General features: G+C 34.6%; 10 protein-coding genes, 1 other RNA gene and 1 pseudogene. 7 read left to right on the forward strand and 5 right to left on the reverse strand.

The window, feature by feature from the left end; translation table 11 throughout:
• Positions 1 to 158: 158 nt before the first annotated feature.
• The 5 genes and pseudogenes from FNW52_RS20915 (at position 159) to FNW52_RS18340 (ending at position 3,839) form a co-directional block, all read left to right on the forward strand.
• Positions 159 to 317 (forward strand): hypothetical protein, encoded by a 159-nt coding sequence (locus tag FNW52_RS20915; protein ID WP_185966036.1) that lies wholly within the window; start codon positions 159 to 161, stop codon positions 315 to 317.
• 314 nt (positions 318 to 631) lie between these two features.
• Positions 632 to 1,330: a 4'-phosphopantetheinyl transferase superfamily protein gene (locus FNW52_RS18320; protein ID WP_143378938.1), complete on the forward strand. Its 699-nt coding sequence runs from the start codon at positions 632 to 634 to the stop codon at positions 1,328 to 1,330.
• 133 nt (positions 1,331 to 1,463) lie between these two features.
• Positions 1,464 to 2,711, forward strand: coding sequence for a crotonyl-CoA carboxylase/reductase (gene ccrA, locus FNW52_RS18325; protein WP_143378939.1), 1,248 nt, complete (start codon positions 1,464 to 1,466; stop codon positions 2,709 to 2,711).
• 20 nt (positions 2,712 to 2,731) lie between these two features.
• A pseudogene (locus FNW52_RS21205) lies at positions 2,732 to 3,454 on the forward strand (aminotransferase class III-fold pyridoxal phosphate-dependent enzyme).
• 76 nt (positions 3,455 to 3,530) lie between these two features.
• Positions 3,531 to 3,839, forward strand: coding sequence for a hypothetical protein (locus FNW52_RS18340; RefSeq protein ID WP_143378942.1), 309 nt, complete (start codon positions 3,531 to 3,533; stop codon positions 3,837 to 3,839).
• 338 nt (positions 3,840 to 4,177) lie between these two features.
• Here the strand turns inward: FNW52_RS18340 and ssrA are convergent.
• Together ssrA and FNW52_RS18350 are read right to left on the reverse strand one after the other, a co-directional pair.
• Positions 4,178 to 4,574, reverse strand: a transfer-messenger RNA (tmRNA) gene (ssrA, locus tag FNW52_RS18345).
• Positions 4,575 to 4,737: 163 nt separating this feature from the next.
• Complete coding sequence (locus tag FNW52_RS18350; protein ID WP_143378943.1) at positions 4,738 to 5,946, reverse strand: serine hydrolase; 1,209 nt, start codon at positions 5,944 to 5,946, stop codon at positions 4,738 to 4,740.
• Positions 5,947 to 6,188: 242 nt separating this feature from the next.
• Here FNW52_RS18350 and FNW52_RS18355 point away from each other — a divergent pair, with 242 nt between their 5' ends.
• Positions 6,189 to 7,391: an NAD(P)-dependent oxidoreductase gene (locus FNW52_RS18355; protein WP_143378944.1), complete on the forward strand. Its 1,203-nt coding sequence runs from the start codon at positions 6,189 to 6,191 to the stop codon at positions 7,389 to 7,391.
• A 223-nt stretch (positions 7,392 to 7,614) separates the two neighbouring features.
• Here FNW52_RS18355 and fumC read toward each other — a convergent pair whose 3' ends face one another.
• The 3 genes from fumC to FNW52_RS18370 all read right to left on the reverse strand — a co-directional run bounded on the left by fumC (position 7,615) and on the right by FNW52_RS18370 (position 12,612).
• A complete protein-coding gene (fumC, locus tag FNW52_RS18360) occupies positions 7,615 to 9,000 on the reverse strand; it encodes a class II fumarate hydratase (protein ID WP_143378945.1) in 1,386 nt (461 codons plus the stop codon).
• Between the two features lie 88 nt (positions 9,001 to 9,088).
• Positions 9,089 to 9,496, reverse strand: a complete 408-nt coding sequence (locus tag FNW52_RS18365) for a hypothetical protein (RefSeq protein WP_143378946.1) — start codon at positions 9,494 to 9,496, stop codon at positions 9,089 to 9,091.
• Between the two features lie 404 nt (positions 9,497 to 9,900).
• Positions 9,901 to 12,612, reverse strand: a complete 2,712-nt coding sequence (locus tag FNW52_RS18370) for a pitrilysin family protein (protein WP_143378947.1) — start codon at positions 12,610 to 12,612, stop codon at positions 9,901 to 9,903.
• 203 nt (positions 12,613 to 12,815) lie between these two features.
• Here FNW52_RS18370 and FNW52_RS18375 point away from each other — a divergent pair, with 203 nt between their 5' ends.
• Complete coding sequence (locus FNW52_RS18375; RefSeq protein WP_143378948.1) at positions 12,816 to 15,470, forward strand: patatin-like phospholipase family protein; 2,655 nt, start codon at positions 12,816 to 12,818, stop codon at positions 15,468 to 15,470.

Raw genomic sequence — 15,470 nt, forward strand, 5'->3', positions numbered from 1 at the left:
TTATGATTACAATCCTATAGATGCTGGTCGTCTCTTTCTAAAAACGACGATCACATACAGGAGCGTGAGCTTTGAGAGCTGACAGGCTTTGCCCGGAGAGACGAAGCCATTCTCTTATTCTTTAAAAATACTATCGATAACGTAAAAACGCTAAAAAGATGAAAGATCGTAAGCCAAAATGCAACTGTGCTAAAAATGGAGTAGTGTGTGCACTTAAATTAAGTTTAATCAAACAAGGAGTGCCTGTATCTGACACTGCTGTAAAAAATAAGGCAGTTTGTCCTTTAAAGGCAGCGGTATTTAGTAATGCTTCTTAAATAGCGATAAAGGATTTCTGAAAAATGAAATTCAAAGTAAATAAATCAGCCATGACCTGTTTTTACAGGTTTAAGAAGAGCTTCATTTATTTATATCAGAACCGTAGATATTCCATGGGAATATGAAACAGTCAAAAAAGTTTTGCCGGGACACTAAATAATCAATCATGGCATAATAAATAATACTGAGAACATTATTCAATAATACTAATGGTATCATTGAAATCAAAAAATATAAAAACATTGGTAAAGTTTAATGCAAAATATATGATGAAAAATCTCATTATAAATTTTTTATACACATTAACAGGATTATGCAAAATTCGATACATAACTTAGCCTTTAGTGATTTTAAATCTGTTCCTAAAATAGATTTAAAAGAAGATGAATATCATTTATTTCAGTATTCAAGTGATAGTGATCTCGATCAGGGTATTTTAAAATACTACCTGGAATTTTTGCCTCAAAAATTTAAGCAGGAAGTGCTTAAATACAGAAGGTGGGATGACAGATACAATTGTTTGTTTGGAAAATTAATGGTATGCATGGGATCTTATATGTTGGGAAACAATTCATTTGAATTTGAGAAAATGGTTAAGGACAATTATGGGAAGCCATACCTGCTTGGCAGCAACTTTAATTTTAATATTTCCCATAGTGGTAATACTGTTGTATGTGTTTTTAGCAAACAGGAAATTGGTGTTGACATTGAAGAGATCATTGAGATAGATTATTCTTTGTTTGAAAATGTTTTCTCCTCCCAGGAATTTGCAGAAATCAATCGCGACGGACTAGATAAATTTTACGAATTCTGGACTAAGAAAGAATCTGTCATCAAAGCGATAGGGAAAGGAATGTCGATTCCGCTTACAGAGATCGAAATCAATAAAGGGTACACAACTTATGGTGATGATACCTGGTACACAAAGAGTTTTAAAATAGATAACAAGTACTGCTCGATTACCACAAAGTGCGATCAGATACAAGCCCGGGAAACGCAGATCCTATTTTAGCAGTTTACAAACAGAAATCACCTTCTGCGGACTTTGAAAACAGCTGATTGTATGCACCGCAGAAGGCCTTACCGGATTGAACAATTCCTACAACAAGAGAATAACTAAAAATAAAAACCGAACAAATTAAATTATGGAAAAATTATTACTTGAACTTGAAAATGAGACGATTTTAAAAGATTTATACGATATAGAAGAATGTCCGCCATTGGGGCACACCCCTGCTTTAATGTATGCTTATGTCATACGACCGGAAAATCATGGAGCTCCGGATAAGGCGTTTCAGCAGGAAATTATTGCAACCCCTAAACTGGGATTTAATGAAGTATTGGTTAAAGTGATGGCTGCAGGAGTAAATTACAATGGTCTTTGGGCCGGACTAGGAGAACCGGCTTCGCCTACTGCATTTCATGGCAAAGATTTCCACATAGCAGGAAGTGATGCGTCCGGTATAATATGGGAGGTCGGGGAAGGATTAAAAAATAATCCGGAATTTAAGTTTAAAATTGGTGATGAGGTCATTGTCCACTGTGGTCAAACCTGTGGAATATGCCAGGAGTGCAACGGTGGTAACCCTATGCTTTGTGAATCACAAAAAATATGGGGATATGAAACTCCGTACGGTTCCTTTGCCCAGTATACGAAAGTTCGCGCACAACAGCTACTTCAAAAGCCAAAACATTTAACATGGGCAGAGGCAGGAGGATATATGTTAACCTATGCTACAGTCTGGAGAATGCTTTACGGATTTGTCCCTAACGATTTAAAGCCCGGAACCAATGTATTGGTATGGGGAGGAAGCGGTGGTCTGGGAGCGACCGCTATTCAGTTAATTAAATTGGCAGGCGGAAATGCCGTTGCTGTTACTTCGAGTGATGAGCGGGGAGAAAAATGTCTGGAACTTGGTGCAATTGGTTATATTAACAGAAAAAAGTTCAATTGCTGGGGGGCTTTGCCGGATATTAGCAATAAAGAAGGATACAAAGAATATCTCAAAGAAGTTAGAAAATTTGGAAGCGCAATTTGGGACATATTAGGTAAAAAAGTCAATCCTGATATTGTTCTTGACCATATTGGATCTCAGACTTTTCCTGTAAGCACTTATGTGGTCAAATCAGGTGGTATGGTTGTTTTCTGCGGTGCGACATCAGGATTTAATATGTCATTTGATGCTTCATTTGTCTGGATGCGGCAAAAAAGAATTCAGGGATCTCATTTTTCATCATTATCAGAATTGTATCAGGCCAACCAACTTGTTTTGCAGAAAAAGTTTCATCCCGTTATATCTCAGGAATTTATTTGGGATGAATTACCCCTGGCACATCAGAAAATGTTGGATAATAGTATTGAATATGGAAATGTTGTCATCAATTTAGCTTAATAATAAAAAATAATACCGGCATCTTACCCGTACAGAAAACCAAACCTCATGAAGATTATGCTATTATGAGTGCAGGTGAGTTTAAAAAATGTTTACTGGAAACCGAACCTGATACAGTAACAGCTTTTATTACTGAACCAATGGTTGCTGCAGCGTTAGGAGCTGTTGTTCCATCCAAGGGCTATTTTGAAGAAATTCGTAGAGTATGTGATCAATATGGGGTTTTGTTTATTGCAGATGAAATTCTCACAAGCTTTGGCAGGTTGGGTGCTAATTTCGGAATGGAGAGGTTCAATGTAGTACCGGATATTATCGCTACAGGAAAAGGGATTAGCGGAGGATATTAGCCCTTTCAGCAGTAATCGCACATGAAAAAGTTAGCGATAGAATTTGAAAAAGGAAAAGCTCCATTTCTTGGTGGGCACTCATTTGCCTGTAACCCAGTTGGCGCTGCCATTGGTAATTTAATAATTGATTATATTAAAGAGAATAAAATTGTTGAAAATAGCTTAAAAATGGAAGATGTCTTTTTAGATAAATTAAAACGCCTTCATAGACATGAAATTGTTGGAAATACAAGGGGAATGGGACTTTATCTAGGAGTAGAGTTTGTTTCAGATAAAGAAACGAAATTACCATTCGCGAAGGAATTCAATATAAGTAAAAAATTGTATGAGCATTCTAATAAGAAAACGCAAGGAAGTAAGATTTTTTTTGAATTGGATCAATTAAACAAGACTTAAAGTTTTTAGCCAATAATAATGAGAGTTGGTCAGTCTTCCGAAAAAAATGATTAATTAAATAATAAGAGGCTGCTAAATGAGAATAAATAAAGAAGTAAAATCAAAAAGATTAAAAACAATTGCACAAGAAAGTCAGTTAAAAGAGGTTGAGAGAAGACTTTCAGCTCTAGAAGAGAAATGGATTTTAGACGAAATCAGTAAAACAAGTTTTGAAAAATGGAATTTAGAGTACAATGAAAGAATATTTAAACTGGTAAATTCAATAGGAGAATTGAACTATATTGTAGATAAAGTAATTGATATTCTTGAGCAAAAATTAGATTTACTGATTGATATAAAACATATATTTAATCAAGGAACTTTATTGCAGAAAAGGAACTGGTAAAGATGTTATTTGATAACAATTTATAGTATCGTAATGTTTTTTTTTTAACCACATCTATAATAAAACCATTAAAGCATAATTTAGAAAAGATGAAAAACTAGAAAACAATCTATGATATAGACTATAAATTATGTTTTGTAGGATTTGATCTAATATTTTATGTAGAAAGTGTTCGACAGTCACGGCCACTACTATAGTTTTTTTGGATTTTAAACTATTGACTGTCAGTTATTTGTATTTGTGTAAAAAAATGGAATTTAGTGATTGAACTCCTTGTGAAGTCTTGATTTTACTGGGTTTTTACATAAAAAAACCCGAAAATCAACGATTTTCGGGTTTCGTGGAATCGCCGGGAATCGAACCCGGGTCCAAACAAGCAACTAAAGAGCTTTCTACACGCTTATTCTCTGAATGGATTTTCGTCTCGGAGTTAGGTCAGAAACAACCTCTCTTTGCTTATCTTCTTTAGTTTCAATACCCACGCGAAGCGTATGAATATCTAGGTTTAAATTTACGATTCATCTTTATCGACCGCTATAAACCAAAGCTTTCGAGATGAATCCTGCTTTCCTACCTGGTAGGACGAGGCTAATCTTACTATAATTCAGATTATGCAGCAAGAGCGTAGTTTCCTTCGCCGTGTAAAATGTTTGAGACCTTTTATTTACGAGAATTGTCCCAGTTCTCGACGTGCTTACTTTTCAATTCGACTTGCTGTCAAAACCAGTCGACCCCATTTTTATTTTAGATTTATGATATTAGATTTTAGAATCCAATATTATAAATAGAATGTTTTGCAAAGATAGGTTAATTTAAATCAATATCAATGCCAATATCAATATCAATGGCAAATCAAAAAATCTAAATTCTAAATTCTGAAATCTGCTATCTGGCATCTTTATTCGTCTGCTACTTTAAACGGATAGTCACCAAACAATACCGATAGCTTTCGAATGGCATAAGTACTTCGGGTAAATTTATTAGACAAGGCAATTATAGTGACATTCTCATCTTTCAAAGGGATATAGGAAGAAGTAAAACCATGCCACCAACCGTTATGAAAATAGAAATTTTTACCATTTTCCCAATTAATCATGCGAATACCTAATCCGTAATTTTTAGTTCCTTTTCGTTCGTTACTGTATCCTGTATAGACTTGGGCCAATAATTCGGGTTCCAAAAACGATGGAGAATTTCTGGCTCTGTCAAATTTTAATAAATCTCTGGGAGTAGAATAAATGTTCTTGTCACCATAAATTTTATCCAGATAATCAATACCAATTTCCACTTTATTTCCTTTATAGGATGGAGCCACATTCTTTTTATCTTTATCAAAATCAAGGACAAAAGTGTTTTTCATGCCCAGTGGTTTAAAAATGATTTGATCCATAGCTTCTCTATAAGACAGTTTTGTGACTTTTTCGATAATCAAAGCAAGCATGGCATAATTGGTATTGCAGTAAGCAAATCGGGTTCCTGTTTTTTGCTCTAAAGCAATGTTTTTGGTACCCATTATGGTCAAAATGTCTTGATTGGTTAGCGTGTTATGTCTATCCCAAACACTTTTGTCCCGATCTGTAAAATATGCATAACTGCGCATGCCACTCCTGTGACTGAGTAACATTCTTACAGTAACATCTGGATAAGGAAACTCTTTTAGAAAATCAGTTACTTTTTGATCCAAGTCAATTCTTTTGGCATTGACTAATTTCAAGACAGCGGTTGCGGTAAGAACTTTACTAACCGATGCAATATGAATAGGAGTGGTACTTGTTATAGGTGTTTTATCTCTAAAGTTGGCGTACCCTTCGTATTTTTCATAGATAATTTGACCGTTTTGTGCGACCAGAAAACCTCCGTTCATACTGTTATTAGGCCAGTTTTTGTTATAAAAAGAATCTATTTTTTTTTGTTTTTCGGCTATGTAAGAAGCGGTAAGTTTTGGCGTTTCATTGGTCAAAGGTTTCATCTTAGGTAATATACCTTTTGGAAGGTCAGCATCTTTGATTTCAGGTTTTGAAATGTCTTTGGTTTCATTTCTACAGGAACTGGCTACAACAATTACGAGCAGTAAATGTAGTATATTTGCTTTTTTTATAAAATTCATTTTTGTGGTACTTAGAGAGCAAATATATAGAATCGAATGGATTTGTTTTTGTTTTTTTTTAATTTTAAGACTCTTTTGTAAAAGTCAATTAATGGTTTTAATGATACTTAACTAATTAGTACTATTTTATGTATATTCAACAACTATTTTTTTATAAAAAAAGCAAAAACAAAAATTAATTGTTATATTTGTAACAAATATCATGTGTTAAGTTATATTTTTATAAATTTAAAATAATAAAAATGAAGTTTGGAATCATAAAAGAACGGAAAAATCCACCAGATAGAAGAGTCGTTTTCTCTCCTAATGAATTGGCAAAAATAAAGCAGTTGTATCATGACTGTACTGTAAAAGTAGAAAGTTCTGACATTCGTATTTTTACCGATGTTCAATACCAAAGTATGGGAATTGATGTTGCCAATGATGTAAGTGATTGTGATGTGTTGTTTGGCGTAAAAGAAGTTCCTGTCGAAAATTTGATACCAAATAAGGCGTATTTCTTTTTTTCACATACCATAAAAAAACAACCATACAACAAAAAGTTGCTACTAGCCATCCTAGAAAAAAACATCGATTTGTATGATCATGAAACCATTGTCGATGCTCATAATCGACGTTTAATTGGTTTTGGTCGTTATGCAGGTATTGTGGGAACCTATAATGCTTTTAGAGCTTTTGGAATAAAATTCGAATTGTTCAAAATGCCAAAAGCAGAAACCCTTTCGGGAAAAGAGGCGCTGATAACGCATTTGAAAAGATTGGTTCTGCCTCCGTTAAAGATTGTAGTTTCTGGAACCGGAAAAGTTGGCAATGGTGCCAAAGAAATTCTGGATGCCATGAAAATCAAAGAAGTCTCAGTTGAGAATTATTTGACCAAGACCTATACGCAACCCGTGTACACCCAGATCGATGTTTTGGATTATAACAAAAGGTTAGATGGACAAGTGCTGGACTTTACTGATTTTTATCACAATCCAAAAGAATATATTTCTGATTTTGAGAGATTCACCAAAGTTTCGGATATGTTTATTACGGGGCATTTTCATGCCAATGAATCTCCCGCGATTTTAACACGTGAAATGCTTCAGGCCAATGATTGTATGATAAAAGTGGTTGCCGATGTCTCTTGTGATGTCAATGGTCCTATTGCTTGTACTTTACGATCATCAACCATTGCAGAACCTTTGTATGGCTATTTACCTAGCGAAAATAAAGAAGTAGATGTCTTTCATCCTGCCGCAATTGTGGTTATGGCGGTAGATAATTTGCCATGTGAATTACCTAAAGATGCCAGTGAAGGGTTTGGAGAAATGTTTTCGGAATATGTTATCCCAGCTTTTTTTAACGGAGACAAAGATGGCATTCTGAAACGAGCCAAAATGACCGAAAACGGGAAACTTACCGTGCGTTTCAGTTATTTACAAGATTATGTAGATGGGAAATAAAGGAAAATAAAATTCAAAATAGAAAACCTGCAAATTAACGATTTGCAGGTTTTTCAGTTATAGTACTAAGCAATGATTTTGTTTATTGAATAGTATTGTAGAGTTCCTCGTTCCTCTGGATGACAATTTTGTGGGGAACTTTGCGGTATAATTCTAAAATCTATATTCTCTTCTCTATATTCTCTATTCTAAAATCTGCAATCTAAAATCTGCCATCTGCCATCTAAACCATATCCTCAGGTTTTACCCAATTGTCAAAATCTTCGGGAGTTACATACCCTAATCGAACGGCTTCTTCTTTGAGTGTTGTTCCGTTTTTGTGGGCGGTTTGAGCAATTTCAGCCGATTTATAATATCCAATTTTGGTGTTCAAAGCGGTAACCAACATTAGCGAATTGTCAACCAATTCTTTGATGCGTTTGTAATTAGGTTCTATCCCTTGTGCACAATGTTCATCAAAGGATCGGCAAGCATCGCCTAACAACTGAGCCGATTGCAGGAAGTTGGCTGCCATCATGGGTTTAAAAACATTCAATTCATAATGACCTTGCATCCCACCAATGGTAATGGCGACATCATTTCCCATAACTTGAGCACAAACCATAGTGAGCGCCTCACATTGTGTGGGGTTTACTTTTCCCGGCATGATAGAAGAGCCCGGTTCGTTCTCAGGAATCAAGAGTTCTCCAATTCCAGATCGGGGACCAGAAGCTAACATCCGAATATCATTTGCAATTTTATGCAAAGAAACAGCCAATTGTTTGAGCGCAGCATGCGTTTCGACTATAGCATCGTGTGCCGCCAGAGCTTCAAATTTGTTTGGGGCAGTTACAAAAGGATGCCCTGTAAATTGAGCAATATATTCAGCTACTTTTACATCATATCCTTTCGGGGCATTTAAGCCTGTTCCCACTGCAGTTCCTCCCAAAGCGATTTCGGATAGATGTGCCAATGTGTTGGTAACGGCTTTCAAACCATAATTCAATTGCGCCGCATAACCCGAAATTTCCTGACCTAATGTTAGAGGTGTGGCATCCATCAAATGGGTACGACCAATTTTGACCACTGTAGCAAATTCGGTTGCTTTTGCTTGAAGCGTATCTCTTAATTTTTCGACACTGGGAATGGTGTTTTCGACGACGACCTTATAAGCAGCAATATGCATGGCCGTTGGAAAAGTATCATTGGAAGATTGCGATTTGTTGACGTCGTCATTGGCTTTGATAAAGGGATCGCCTTCTCCTATAGTGTACCCTTTCAAAACCTGAGCACGATTGGCAATAACTTCATTGACGTTCATATTGCTTTGAGTTCCGGAACCTGTTTGCCAAATCACAAGCGGAAATTGATCCTTGAGTTCTCCCGCAAGTATCTCATCACATACCTGCGCGATGGCATCTCGTTTGTCAATAGACAGAACACCCAAATCACAGTTGGTATAGGCCGCCCCTTTTTTGAGATATGCAAAACCTTCTATAATGGCGGAGGGCATAGATGAAGGAGGGCCAATTTTAAAATTGTTTCGAGAACGTTCAGTTTGTGCTCCCCAGTATTTATCTGAGGGAACAGGAACTTCTCCCATAGTGTCTTTTTCGATTCTAAATTTCATGTTTTGAATGTGATTAGGCTTTAGAATAATTAGTTTGATTTTTATTGAACCTAATATCAGTGTCCCTCTTCCTTCTTAACACTTTTTGTTAATGATAAAATTTTTTCACTTTGGCCACAATTTGATTGGTGGTCATGCTCTCTGCCGATTCGACCATCTTTAGTTTGCTGGCATCAAATGATTTATCGGTATTTATTTTTTGTTCTAATTTTATTTTTGCTTCAGCTGGCCCAAAAATATAAAGCTCATCAGCTAATTTGATATGAGACAGAATATTTTTGAGGAAATGATTGGTTTCATTTTTTCTTCGTTCTTCAAATTTGTTTTCATTATTGCTATGATGACTACCGCTAAAGGTTCCTTTGTTCCCTTCTTTTTCATGGTATATTTTATTTTCTAAATCAGATTCGATTTCAGAAATTCTTTCTTTTCCACCATCAAGAGTAACAATAATAGCTTTTGATGAATCAATCCAGATGCCAGTTTGTCTTTTCATGTCTTTATTTTTTAAATTAACTTAAGTTGAATCGTTATGTGAGGTTGACTTTTTTTTATATGAAGGCAATGTTAGAGTTAAAATTGAATTAGAAATAGTGCTATTGGTAATAAATCTATCTTTTTGAGAATTAAAAAACATTCTGATAAATTAAATAAGTAATGCTTTTTAAGGTAAAGAATTGAGATTCATAAAATTACAAAATACTAATGAATTGGAATCAAGAATTCAGCTTTGTTTTGGTTTTAAATTGCAGATTATAAGTTTGTTAGGAAAAGTAGTGATAAATGATTTGAGATTAAATTTTTAGTTGAATTCTTTATTTAGGAAGAGAAGTTTTTTTTTAAGTAAAAAAAAAGGTATTGATTGCTCAATACCTTTTTAATAGAATAGTTTAGTTAGGATTACTTTTTTGTAAAATCTCCAGAATTAACAATCACTAATTTCTTTGGGTCAAAATATTTAACCAAAGCTGCATTTATCTTTTGAATATCTAAGTTTTTAACTTTATTTTCAAAATCTTCATAGTCTTTGAATGTTTTGCCTAAATCCATATTTTCTCTTAGTTCACGAACTAAAAATTCATCGGTTCCAAGCATGGTTTGTCTAGTTTGCAACCAAGATTTCAAAGAACTATCAAATTCTTCTTTGGTAAATCCTTTGCTGATTGCTTTTTGAATTTCTTCATTAAGAGCAGCAACTAATTTTTCTTTCATAGTTGGGTTGTAAAATGCATAAAGCCCCCAATCTGTTGTGGGATCTATGGCATTTGCCTGTAAGTAAGAACCGGCACCATAGCTTAAACCTTCGGTTTCACGCAAACGTTGTGGTATTCTGGAGGATAAGAATGCACCACCACCCAATAGCTCGTTGGCCATTTCTACAGCAGGATAATCCGGATTTTTTTCTCCAATATTCAAATTGATTTTACCTAGCAAAACCGCATTGGTTTTATCATTAATTTGAATGGTTTTATCTCCTGATTTTATATCAAAATACTGGGTTGGAATTCTTTTGTAAGCTGTTTTTGATTTCCAATTGTCAAAAGTACTGTTTAAGAATTTTATAATAACGGGTTTGTCAATTCCACCTACAAAGGATGAGATGCTATTTGAACCTCCATAAAAAGTGGTATAATAATTCTTAACATCTTCAAGAGTAATCTTGTTCAAAGTCGCTAAACTCTCCTCCGTTGTTTCAGAGTAATACGGATGTGTTTTTGGATATATTGAAGTCAGTTTTGTTAATTCCTCACTGGCAACTGCCTGTGGTTCGTTTCTGTTGGCTTCCAGTCCGCTTTTGGTCTCCAGTTTTAACTTCTCAAATTCGGCAGCATCAAAAGAAGGATTTCTTAAAATGTCCTGTACCAAGTTTAAGGCATTGCTTAAATTAGGTTTGTCGGTGCTAATTCTCACGAACAAACCATCTACAGATCCAGACAAACTTAAGTTAATTTTGTATTGATCGAGTTGGTCGTTGATGTCTTTTTTGCTTCGGGTTTTAGTGCCTAATTTCAACATGCTTGCCGTTAGATTAGCAATCAGTGATTTTTGACTTAATGATTTCTCATCTCCCATTCTCAATACTAATCGAGCTTCAATTTTATTTCCTTTGGCTGGTTTTTCTAGTAAGGCATATTTTCCTCCAGAGGCTAATTTTCCTTCTTCAGTCGATTTTATAATATTAGCCACAGAGGTTTCAAAGGTAGTGGTATTGGCTTCCATAGCTTTTCCTTTATATCCTTTTACCAGTGCAGCAATGTCTTTAGTGTCGCTTACTTTGGTTCTTTCGCTGGTGGTTTCAGGGATAAAACGCCCCCAAGTTCTATTGCTTGGCAAGTAGTATTTTTTGGCAGCATTTTGAATATCTGCAACTGTCAAGGCTTCGACATTATCTCGGTCAATAAAAAACAAACGCCAATCGCCAGCTCCAATGTACTCGGTCATGGCTACAGATAAGTTAATGGTTTTGTTATAGGTATTTTCAAATTGTTTCAGTAATTCGTTTTTGGCACGTTTAAGGTCATCGGCTGTAAATGTCATTTGAGGAACCGCATTCATGGCATCCAGAAACTCTTTTTGTACCGTATTAATGTCTTTATCTTTGGGGATTTCACAGGCAAAATAACTAACACCTGGATCTTTTAAGGTACCAGTATATCCATAAACAGTTGTAGATAATTTGGTTTCTACTAATTTTTTATACAATACTCCCGAAGGATTGTTGGTCAATATTGAAACTAAGGCATTATTGGCAGCAAATTCTTTGTCCGAAAAACTAGGGGTATGATACGCCATACCAACATATTGGATATCACCATTTCTTTTGAGCTCTACAAAACGTTCTCCGTCTTGAGCGGGTTCTACGGTATAAGTTTGTTCGATCTCCGTTTTTGATTTTGGAATTGGAGCAAAGTACTCTTTTATCCAAGAAAGTGTTTTCTTTTCATCAAATTTTCCTCCTATAATAAGAGTAGCATTATTGGGTTGGTAATATTTTTGATAAAATATTTTAAGACGACTTGCGGGAACTTGCTCAATATCTTCTTTACTACCAATGGTTGATTTTCCGTAGTTATGCCATAAATAGGCGGTAGAAAGTATGCGTTCACTTAATACTGATGCTGTATTATTTTCGCCTATTTCAAACTCATTTCGAACCACACTAAATTCAGTATCCAAATCAGATTGAAGTATAGCCGATGTTACCATTCTATCGGATTCCATTTCAAGCGCCCATTTTAGATTTTCTTCCGTTGCGGGTAAAATTTCATAATAATTGGTACGGTCATAATAAGTGGTTCCATTGGCTTGAGCACCTTTATCTGCAATGGTTTTCTTGATGTCAGTAAATTTAGAGGAACGTTTAAAGAGCATGTGTTCCAGTAAATGTGCCATTCCAGATTCGCCATACCCTTCATGACGGGAACCTACTCCATATACAATATTGACAATCACATTAGATTGTGCTGCATCGGGGATTAATAAAACTTTCATCCCATTGGCTAGGCTATATTCTTTTATTCCTTCAACCGAAGTAACAAAAGCAGCCTCTTGTGCATAAGAATTAGTTACCAATGTAGTAACTAACGAGATCGCTAAAATCATTTTTTTCATTCAAATATCTTTTTGTAAGTTAATATTGTAAAAGTATATTTTTTTTTTAAAGTATTTAATTTTATTAGCAATAATATTACATTTTAGAAGTAGTTTAGTATTTATAATTGTTTCGGTTATTTTTTTAAATTTATAGAATGTTTTTACAAAAAAAAAGTAGAATAGTATTACCATTTGTATCTCGATGATAATTTTTTTTAAATATGGAAAGTAAGAAGCAAGCGATAGAATTTGCCAAGAATTATTTAAGAGGGGAAGATATTTCAAATTCTATTCATTTTGAGGATTTGTATTCAAAATTGATTCAATATGAGCAATTTGGGTATGCCACAGAGATTTTATTGGAAAAAATAACAGAAAATGAGGCAGATGGTGTTGAAATAAAACTTTCCAATTATCAAGATTTGGCAGAGAATATATACAAAGACACCACATTATCTTCTTATTTTAAGTTCGAAAAAGCAATAAACGTTCTCAAGTCTTTTTGTGACTTAGAAAACAGCAAAAACTGTAAAACGCTAAGTCTGGCGGGAGAAGTATATAAACATAAATGGAAATTTGACCATCAGTTTCATAATTTATTGCAATCAAGAGCCTATTACAAAAAAGGATACTTGATTTGGAAAAGCAAATCGCATAAATCTATTCATGCCGAAACCGACTGCATCAATACCGCAGTAAATTATGCACATCTCAATGAGTTAATCGTTATAGAAAATTTAGAACGACTCTCTGAAACTTCCGAAATTACCATTGAAACCATAAAAAGATTTGAAATTGCCCAAGACACTAGAAGAGAAATTATTCATGCCTATGTAGATGACGCTGGTATGGGTAACCCTTTATTTAGAACCGAAATTGAAGCCAAAGAAAAATTATATCCCGCATTGGCCGAAGCTTTTTTTGGTCTTAGAAAATACAAAGAAGCACTTTATTTTATTACGTTGCATACAGCAGACAAAAAGGAGAATTGGCAAATTAAATCGTTTAGTAAACAAATTTATAATCTGTCGTATTATCAAAGAATAGAAAAAAATCAACTAGCCACAAACATTGATCCATTTCAGGAAAAGGAAATTATAGAGGAAGATCTAAACCGTTGTTTAATGGCTTTAAATCTTCGATCGGATGAAAAAAACGGTACAGTGCATTCCAAACAAAAAAAGCAAAGTAAAGTAGGATTGGGGTTATCGGGAGGTGGTTTTAGGGCGGCTTTATTTCATATTGGTGTTTTGGCAGCATTGGCAGATAAAGGAAAATTAAAAGATATTGAGGTAATTTCCTGTGTCTCGGGAGGTTCTATAATCGGTGCTTTTTATTATCTAAAAATCAAACAATTGTTTGAAAATAAGGCTGATAAGGACATTGTTGATGGAGATTATATTAAACTGGTAAAAGAAATTGAAAAAGAATTTTTAGAAGCGGTTCAAAAGAACATTAGAATGCGTTTGTTGACTAGTTTTTCTAAAAATATAGAAATGTGGAAAGGAGATTCCTATTCTCGTTCTAATAGGTTAGGGGAATTGTACGAACAGTATTTTTATAAGCCGCTTATCGCTAAAGATTTGAAGTTAAAGAATAAGGATTCGATACACATGAGTGATTTACTGATTAGCCCTTTTGATGATAATCAATTTGATTTTAGCAATGATAATTGGAAGAGAACCAACAAAGTACCACAGCTAATTCTAAATGCAACATCAGTAAACACAGGACATAACTGGCAGTTTACAGCCTCTTGGATGGGGGAGCCACCCACTTATATTTCGGACGATTTTGATGTAAAGCCCCGTTTAAGAAGGATGTATTATGAGAATGCACCCGACGGATATAAAAAATTTAGCTTAGGCTGTGCCGTTGCAGCCTCTTCTTGCGTTCCTGTTCTATTCGAACCCTTGGTTTTAAAAGGATTGTATAAGAATTTTGATTTAGAATTAATAGATGGAGGTGTGCATGACAATCAAGGGATTGCGTCTATACTGGAGCAGGAATGCAATGAAATTATTATAAGTGACGGAAGTGCCCAAATGCCAGACAATGCAAAGAATACAGCCAATGTAGTGTCTTTGTTTTTTAGAGTAGACACCATTTTGCAAGAACGCTTGCGAGAGATTCAGTTGCTGGATTTAAAAGCGCGTAAATACACTTCTATTGTCAATAAACTAATTATTGTTCATTTAAAGAATGGATTGTCTCAACTCCCGATTAGTTGGGTAAATTGTACTGATGTCAACAGAAGTCTTTTGTATGATAAAGAAATTGAGGATGAAAATTCACTTTTGAAATACGGGGTAATGACGAAAATTCAAAAAGGACTTAGCGAAGTGAGAACCGATTTGGATTCCTTCAATGACATAGAGGCGTATGCTTTAATGTATAGCGGATACCAGCAAGTGATGCACGATCATAGCGGAAGTAATTTAAAAAAAACAAATTGGAAATTCTTAAAAGTGGCTGACAGTTGTACGCTTCCCGCAAAAGAAAAGCAACTCGTTACCCAATTAAAAGTAAGTAGTTTTGTGCCTTTTAAAATCATTAAACTATCAAAAGCATTCAATTATATGGTGTCTGGTAGTGTAGGCGTGCTTTTTTTATATATATTGTATGTATTGATTGTAAAATGGAATAGTCAAAGTCCGACATGGCACTTTAGCCTATCTTATAATTTTATCAAAATAACATTTCTTGTTTTTTTGCTGTTATTTTTATCTAAATTTATTGCCAAAGTAATCAATATCGAAAGTGTCATAAAGAGAAAAGTAACTTTGTTTTTTGTGCTAACCTTTGGTTGGTTGTTTTCTCAAATGCATATTTGTCTTATAAATCCTTTGTATAATAAATTGGGGAAAATAAAATAA

The sequence above is a fragment of the Flavobacterium sp. ZT3R18 genome (assembly GCF_007097385.1).
GTDB lineage: Bacteria > Bacteroidota > Bacteroidia > Flavobacteriales > Flavobacteriaceae > Flavobacterium.

What these genes read in the sequence shown, in the direction of transcription:
- FNW52_RS18375 (WP_143378948.1), top strand. Translation starts at nt 12,816, where the DNA reads ATGGAAAGTAAGAAGCAAGCGATAGAATTTGCCAAGAATTATTTAAGA.
- FNW52_RS18355 (WP_143378944.1), top strand. Translation starts at nt 6,189, where the DNA reads ATGAAGTTTGGAATCATAAAAGAACGGAAAAATCCACCAGATAGAAGA.
- ccrA (WP_143378939.1), top strand. Translation starts at nt 1,464, where the DNA reads ATGGAAAAATTATTACTTGAACTTGAAAATGAGACGATTTTAAAAGAT.
- FNW52_RS18350 (WP_143378943.1), bottom strand. Translation starts at nt 5,946, where the DNA reads ATGAATTTTATAAAAAAAGCAAATATACTACATTTACTGCTCGTAATT.
- FNW52_RS18320 (WP_143378938.1), top strand. Translation starts at nt 632, where the DNA reads ATGCAAAATTCGATACATAACTTAGCCTTTAGTGATTTTAAATCTGTT.
- fumC (WP_143378945.1), bottom strand. Translation starts at nt 9,000, where the DNA reads ATGAAATTTAGAATCGAAAAAGACACTATGGGAGAAGTTCCTGTTCCC.
- FNW52_RS20915 (WP_185966036.1), top strand. Translation starts at nt 159, where the DNA reads ATGAAAGATCGTAAGCCAAAATGCAACTGTGCTAAAAATGGAGTAGTG.
- FNW52_RS18370 (WP_143378947.1), bottom strand. Translation starts at nt 12,612, where the DNA reads ATGAAAAAAATGATTTTAGCGATCTCGTTAGTTACTACATTGGTAACT.
- FNW52_RS18340 (WP_143378942.1), top strand. Translation starts at nt 3,531, where the DNA reads ATGAGAATAAATAAAGAAGTAAAATCAAAAAGATTAAAAACAATTGCA.
- FNW52_RS18365 (WP_143378946.1), bottom strand. Translation starts at nt 9,496, where the DNA reads ATGAAAAGACAAACTGGCATCTGGATTGATTCATCAAAAGCTATTATT.